The organism is Pseudomonas brassicacearum (assembly GCF_918698105.1).
Classification (GTDB): domain Bacteria; phylum Pseudomonadota; class Gammaproteobacteria; order Pseudomonadales; family Pseudomonadaceae; genus Aquipseudomonas; species Aquipseudomonas brassicacearum_F.
The window spans coordinates 1-1067 of record NZ_CAKKMI010000167.1 but is presented as its reverse complement, the minus strand read 5'-3'; the positions used below and the strand labels follow the sequence as shown (position 1 = coordinate 1067).

Sequence of the window (1067 nt, the reverse complement as noted above, 5' to 3'; positions counted from 1 at the left end):
CGCAAGCTGCTGAGTAACGAAAACGGGCGACCTTTGGGTCGCCCGTTTTTCACATGCGCGGAGAGTAAAATGATCGAGACCTTTATAGAATTTGACCTCGCAGAATATTTCAGCACTCCCGAGGCCATTGCGGAGTTCGTGAGAGATGCCCAGGAAACCGGCGATACAAGTTATATCGCCAAAGCGACGGAAGTAGTCACACGCGCCAAGGGGATGACCGAATTGTCTAGGGATCCCTCAGAGGGATAGACACGTTTTCTACTGATTCAAACCGAGCTCTCGTAGCTGCATTTCGCTCGCGAAGTCTAACTCATCACTTTTAACCCTAGTTCCATCTGAATAATGAGAATGACCACAGACACCACACTGATAAGCTAGCAATCCGTTATATCTACCTATAAAAATGCGCCCTCCAGCAGACTTACACTTTGGACATTGCTCATCGACTTCGACCGTTATCAACTCCTCAACCGTATCGCGCAAAAATCTCGCAATCGCCTCTCCCTCTCGAGACTGGCGCTTCAGGATAGTATTTTTAAAGTTTATTAAATCCGCAACCTTAAAACAGGATCTCTCAACCGGCATTTCCCTCTCATTGACCGTTACAATCCTATCAAACCCATAGGTCGTATACGGCTCACAGTCAAGATGCTGATAATTGCTCCGAATCCAGCAAAGTAATAATTCAAGAACCTGCCTAGAAGGTGCCTCATCAGCCAGAGCTGAGACTGCCGACTGGAACTCACCCCACACTTTAGTTGGAAGACCACCCATCAAATACCCGCCTTAACAGGGAAAGTTGTTATCAAATTACCGGCTCTATCGGTAAATACCTTTAACACAGAAGTGGGGACACCACCATCCTTCAACGTAGTAGTGCCAATAGTCTGCCCCACATCAACCGTCCTCACAAACTGACCATCCGGCAACCCCACAACCGGGGACTTCACCACAGGTGTACTTTGCAAAATCCCTTTTAGCTCCTCAGGAGCAATAGTAAATACAGAACGCGAGTTAGATATTTCTCTATTAAAATGCCCCTCTAAAACGTGTTCGAAGCCCGCAGA

2 protein-coding genes and 1 pseudogene are annotated in these 1067 nt (G+C 47.2%); 1 reads left to right on the top strand and 2 read right to left on the bottom strand.

Annotated features, from left to right (window positions below):
- Positions 1-69: 69 nt before the first annotated feature.
- Positions 70-234, top strand: a pseudogene (locus LQ215_RS29455) (DNA-binding protein); the annotation flags it as partial.
- Positions 235-258: 24 nt separating this feature from the next.
- On the opposite strand, the gene LQ215_RS29450 reads toward LQ215_RS29455, so the two are convergent.
- Positions 259-774 (bottom strand): hypothetical protein, encoded by a 516-nt coding sequence (locus LQ215_RS29450; RefSeq protein WP_230153736.1) that lies wholly within the window; start codon positions 772-774, stop codon positions 259-261.
- A partial coding sequence (locus LQ215_RS29445) for a hypothetical protein (protein WP_230153735.1) occupies positions 774-1067 on the bottom strand: 294 nt, incomplete at its 5' end. The genes LQ215_RS29450 and LQ215_RS29445, both read right to left, overlap by 1 nt.